Here is a 4,962-nt window from a genome sequence, read left to right as displayed (position 1 = left end):
TGCTGTACTAAGGCAGGAATTCCTCCCAGGAACTGATTTGTCAATGCAAATTGTACTTTTGCTTTATTTACAGACGCCTGAAATCCGGACCACCGTTCAAAAAATCCACTTTCTGCCCCCGCTGCCTTGATCGTCTCTATCATTTCAATTCCGGATACCGTAGAAGCGTCCAGCTTGCCCTGGTCACGCATCTGCGTTCTGGTAATATGGATTCTCTTTTGGGAAATAATATTTGCCAGCACCAGATTCACACCTATCGCCGCGAAACCAACGAATGACAGTACCACGCTATACCGAAGCATAATGATCAGATAGAATATCAAGAGTACCATATTGATCAGCATCGGTGCAATTCGCCCAACCAGAGTTTCTGCTATATCATCATTTAAAAGCTGTCTGCTGGCAATGTCACCTGCCATTCTCTGTGAAAAAAACGTCATCGGCAGATGCAGGGTATGCCAGATAAAAGACGAATTAGAAACAATCGCCATTTTTCCTTTGATCTTATATATGTAAATTTCATTTATCATACCTACAACCAGCAGAAATATTGTAATAACTGCTAAAAATGCAAGAAAATTGGACAGCCATTGTGTATTTTGTCCGGTGAGAATATTATCGGTAAATATCCTTGAAAATACAGGAGTTAATATACTTACAAAGGCGGTCAGCACCGTAGTCATCATTACAAAAACGATAGATGATTTACTCCCCTGCAGCCTTTTTTTAGCAAACTCCAATACACTCTCTTTTTTACCGTCAGCAACAAATTGCTCACCAGGTTCAAACTCCAGGCACACTCCGGTAAACGACTTATCAAATTCTTCCGGAGAAATCTCTACCACTCCACGTGCCGGGTCATTGATAATCGCTTTCCCCCTCTTAAATCCGTCCAATACCACAAAATGATTGAAATTCCAATGGATGACAGCCGGATAAGTTACCTTTGTACGCACCGATTCCACACTGTAGCGATGGGCTTTCACCTGCAAACCATATGCACCTGCAGCCTTTGCCATATTCGATGCCTTACTCCCATCTCTGGACACTCCGCAATCTACCCTTACCTGTTCCAGAGGCACCCATTTTTTATAATATGCCATAATCATTGTCAGACATGCTGCTCCGCATTCCAAAGCCTCCATCTGCATGATAACAGGCACTTTGACACATTTCTTTTGTTTATCTGCCACGGGCGCACCTCCTAATTTAATAAAAATACAATGGGCTTCACTTCCGCTGTTACCAGTGTCACATTAGCCAGAACGTCCTGCCGTACTTCTTCCGGAAGTTCAACATCCACCTGATAAGCATAATTTCCAACAGCTACATTTTCTACAACCCAATCACTTTTTAAGGATTGCGCTATTTCTTCCAGTGAATACGGATTATTGCTTACTGACTTTACAATTCCTTCCACACTGGCACCATCCGGTAACACAACATTTGCCTTACATCCCGTCAGATCTTCATTTAATTTTGATGCGTCAACATAACACTGTACCATATTGTTGGAAACTGTTACGCCCTTGGCTGTCAAAGTCTCCGGTAAAGATCCTACCATACTCCACACAACAAGGGCGGCAGCCAGAATAATCAGCGCGGACAAAACAATCCATATACTGGGATTTGATACACGGATATACTCATCTAACTGCTCCGGAGACTCTACCGTATCGAGACTCCTTTGTCTGAAAATGCTTTTTTTACTCATAGTTTTTCTCCTTTCTCAAACAATGCTTTTTTTACATTTTTCTGGCTTCTCACACCTGCAGCCACCATATCAAGATCCGCCGAATCCAGTTCTTCCTGGTGCTGCTTTTCCTGCAGTTCTTTCTGACACATTCTTTCCTGCAATCCTTCCCGGTATTCTTCCTTAATTACTCTGTTCCTCAGTTCTTCCCATAGGCTTCTCTTAAATTCCTCTGAATGACTCGCAGGATTCTGGTCAGCCAATAATCCTATTAATGTCTTTTCAAAATCTACCATCCGCTTTCCCTTCTCTCCCGTACTCACTATTTATATATACGCTTAAAGCGGGCTCTTCCCTACACGCAAAATAAAGTTTATTGAAACCTGAGGATGTTTCGTAAACACATCCTCAGGTCAATAAACTTTATTTTATTAATAACAGATTTTCATATATAAAAATTTATACGTATGCTCCAATGATAATGCATCCGCCTTCGGGTGATAATTCTCCAAATAAGCTGCATCCTGCATTAGAAATGAAGCATCCGCCTGCACCACCTGCAACTGATTTCAAATCATCTAAATTTAACTCGCCTTCTTCTGCATTAAAATCTTCTTCACATAATGAAAGATCATATTTCTTTGCAGTTTCAATTAATTTAGCTTTGATAGCAGCTTCATCAACTTCTTTACCTTCTACCTCTTTGTTTAATTTTACTAACTCTTCTTTTAACTCCGCATTTTTCTCTACTTCTTCATAAAACTTTTTTAAATTGTTCATTCTTAATTCTCCTTTTCTTCTTTTTCTTTTATTATATTTTGATTTTTAAGAAAATCCATTATGTAACAGGTATAAACTAAAATTTTCTTCCCGTTTTAACACCATCTTTATAACCATCTCTGCTGGTATTGGTGTTATCCAGGACATCTCCTACCATCTTTTCAATAATTTTTTTACCAACTACTTTGCCAATGTCACCTGCAGTTCCGCCGCCGGCTACCTTGTCAAGTTCCTCATTTTTTAAGTTTTCATCTTTTTTTTCATCGCACATTGTTTATTCCTCCTTACACTCTGATCTGATGATTTTCAGACACATTTTCATAGTTTATATATAAATTTCTATTAGGGAATATCTGATATTGAATGATTAAATTATGAATTCTTCAATAAACTCAAACGAATATTTCCATATTCCATATAAAAATTTATTATCTTATAAAATTTCAACTACTTGCAAAAATCAGGCTTTTAATCTGATCCGGATAATGCTCTTTAAAAAAAGTGCAAAGAATATCAGCTTTCCCCATAACCCCATTGCCGGAAAACATACTCATAGCCCTGCATCCGCCTCCGCAATCATACCGATATGCACAATTTCTGCAATCTTCATTTGCATCTATAACTTCTTTTAATTTTATCGATGCCAGACGAAAAAATGGATTTTCAATATTCCGATAAATATCGGCTACGGTTGTCTGTAATAAATTAGGCATATTTCCTTCAATCTCCGAATCCGTCATAGAGGGGCAGGGTAGAAAGGTACCGTCCGGCAATAGATATGGATGAATTCTGCAATTTAGGCAGGAACTCACATTCTCGCATTCCTTATCCCCTCCATATCTTTGATACGGACTTCCATATCCCTCCAGATTTCCTTTTTCACATGCAAAAAATCCGTCCAGCTGTATTCCCATAGGTGCATGATCCGCCTTGTATAACCGCACAATTCTTAGGTATGCTTCATACAATTCTTCTGTTTGAAGTGGCGTTCCCTGATTGTTTTCTTTCCATTTTCCGGCTTCAAAAACCAGCGAAGTTTTCCAAAAATCAACTTTCAGATCCCTAAGAAGCTCATAAGTAGCTTTCAGTCTGTCAATATTTTTTCTGCAGATTGCAGATTCAATCATGACACGGTATCCATTTTCTTTCAGTTTTTGTATGACCTCTATTGTCTTTACTTCCGTACCCTCAATACCACGCATCCAGTCATGCTGCCCTGCTCCGTCAAAGCTCAGGACAAATTCCGGCTTGAACGAGCGTTTTTCACACTCTTTTAAAATATCATCTGTTATTAAAATCCCATTTGTATAAATTTGTGATATGGCTATTCCGCTCTCCAGAATCCTGTCCACAATCTGAAAAAAATCTTTACGCAGAAATGGTTCCCCTCCGGTTATAGATATCACACTGACATTTGCTTCCCGGAACTGGTCAATCATTGAAAAACATTCTTCCGTATTCATATCGTGGTAACGGTAGTCCGGGGCACTCATGTAGCAATGTCTGCACTTCAGATTACATCTGCCTGTAACAGACCAGTGAATGGCTTTTATGTATGTATTATCCGCTTTCCTGTAGTTCTGTATAAAAGACAGCTCCATTGGATCCTGGGATATCCTGATAATTTCTTTATCCTTTAATTCACGAAAAAATTGTTTCTGCTTATTATTAAAAAAAACCGCATCAATATCTATTTTTCCATTACAAAATTCCAAAACCTGAAAACCATCCTGCTCCAGAAAATTGATCGTACCATTGTCAGTTCTAATAATTGCAAAGGGTAGATTCTTCCACCCCCTTAACGCATATGGTTCTGCTAATTTTGCATACATGCCATCACCTTCTTATGTTTTCTTCTCTGAATATATATACGTATCAATTATTGAATTCCCTACATTTATTTTCAGATTTTTCCAATTTATTTTTTATCTTTTTAAGTGTTCTGCTCGCTGTTACACTGGCACATTTTTCAGATATATCCAATTGCAACGCTATTTCCCCATAAGATAAGTTCATATAATAATGAAGAAGGAGAATCATTCGTTCTCTTTCAGAGAGAGTTCCCAGTATTCTTTGTATATCTACCTGATTCTCAACCTGACTGTAAGTTTCATTTTCCAAGGAAATATTCTGATCAATCAGATCATCTATAGAAATAACCCCTTTCCGATTCTTCCTCAAATAATCCACCCATACATTCTTCGCAATCGTCAAAAGCCAAGTTACAACTTTAGCCTTCTCATCATCATAGAGGTTCCCTTTTTCCAACACTTTCATGAAGGTGATACTGGTCAGGTCTTCCGTAACCTCTCTTTGGAAAGTGTGATAGTAAAAATAATTATATATATAGTCATAATAATGTTCATATACCATCTTAAAAGCCTTTTCCTTACGCAAGTCTATCATTTTTACACCTCTCTTTTGCTATTTTAAATAGGCGTTTGCAAAACGCCATAAGCCTTGATTTTGCAGGCTTTTTTACTGTTTAA

7 protein-coding genes are annotated in these 4,962 nt (G+C 38.2%); all 7 read right to left on the bottom strand.

The annotated features are described in order from the left end of the window. Positions 1-1,193: cysteine peptidase family C39 domain-containing protein (locus ACH2DQ_RS07055; protein ID WP_395026124.1), on the bottom strand; the 1,193-nt coding region annotated here is incomplete at its 3' end. A gap of 11 nt (positions 1,194-1,204) precedes the next feature. Continuing rightward, positions 1,205-1,714, bottom strand: coding sequence for a hypothetical protein (locus ACH2DQ_RS07050; RefSeq protein ID WP_395026122.1), 510 nt, complete (start codon positions 1,712-1,714; stop codon positions 1,205-1,207). Then, a complete protein-coding gene (locus ACH2DQ_RS07045; protein WP_395026120.1) occupies positions 1,711-1,989 on the bottom strand; it encodes a hypothetical protein in 279 nt (92 codons plus the stop codon). The genes ACH2DQ_RS07050 and ACH2DQ_RS07045 overlap by 4 nt, the downstream gene beginning before the upstream one ends. A 163-nt stretch (positions 1,990-2,152) precedes the next feature. Continuing rightward, on the bottom strand, positions 2,153-2,473 hold the full coding sequence (locus ACH2DQ_RS07040; protein ID WP_395026118.1) for a hypothetical protein: 321 nt from the start codon (positions 2,471-2,473) through the stop codon (positions 2,153-2,155). Between the two features lie 76 nt (positions 2,474-2,549). Then, on the bottom strand, positions 2,550-2,744 hold the full coding sequence (locus ACH2DQ_RS07035; protein ID WP_395026116.1) for a hypothetical protein: 195 nt from the start codon (positions 2,742-2,744) through the stop codon (positions 2,550-2,552). Between the two features lie 172 nt (positions 2,745-2,916). Continuing rightward, positions 2,917-4,305 (bottom strand): radical SAM protein, encoded by a 1,389-nt coding sequence (locus ACH2DQ_RS07030; RefSeq protein WP_395026113.1) that lies wholly within the window; start codon positions 4,303-4,305, stop codon positions 2,917-2,919. Between the two features lie 43 nt (positions 4,306-4,348). Further along, positions 4,349-4,879 carry an RNA polymerase sigma factor gene (locus tag ACH2DQ_RS07025; RefSeq protein WP_394910707.1) on the bottom strand — a complete coding sequence of 177 codons (531 nt, stop codon included), beginning with the start codon at positions 4,877-4,879 and terminating at the stop codon, positions 4,349-4,351. Positions 4,880-4,962 lie beyond the last annotated feature (83 nt).

The organism is Robinsoniella sp. (genome assembly GCF_034124845.1).
Note: the sequence above shows the minus strand (reverse complement) of the source record. Positions and strands in the feature narration are given on the sequence as shown.

Excerpts from the sequence above, each read along its gene's own strand:
- ACH2DQ_RS07050 (WP_395026122.1), bottom strand. The coding sequence starts at position 1,714 with ATGAGTAAAAAAAGCATTTTCAGACAAAGGAGTCTCGATACGGTAGAG.
- ACH2DQ_RS07045 (WP_395026120.1), bottom strand. The coding sequence starts at position 1,989 with ATGGTAGATTTTGAAAAGACATTAATAGGATTATTGGCTGACCAGAAT.
- ACH2DQ_RS07040 (WP_395026118.1), bottom strand. The coding sequence starts at position 2,473 with ATGAACAATTTAAAAAAGTTTTATGAAGAAGTAGAGAAAAATGCGGAG.
- ACH2DQ_RS07035 (WP_395026116.1), bottom strand. The coding sequence starts at position 2,744 with ATGTGCGATGAAAAAAAAGATGAAAACTTAAAAAATGAGGAACTTGAC.
- ACH2DQ_RS07030 (WP_395026113.1), bottom strand. The coding sequence starts at position 4,305 with ATGTATGCAAAATTAGCAGAACCATATGCGTTAAGGGGGTGGAAGAAT.
- ACH2DQ_RS07025 (WP_394910707.1), bottom strand. The coding sequence starts at position 4,879 with ATGATAGACTTGCGTAAGGAAAAGGCTTTTAAGATGGTATATGAACAT.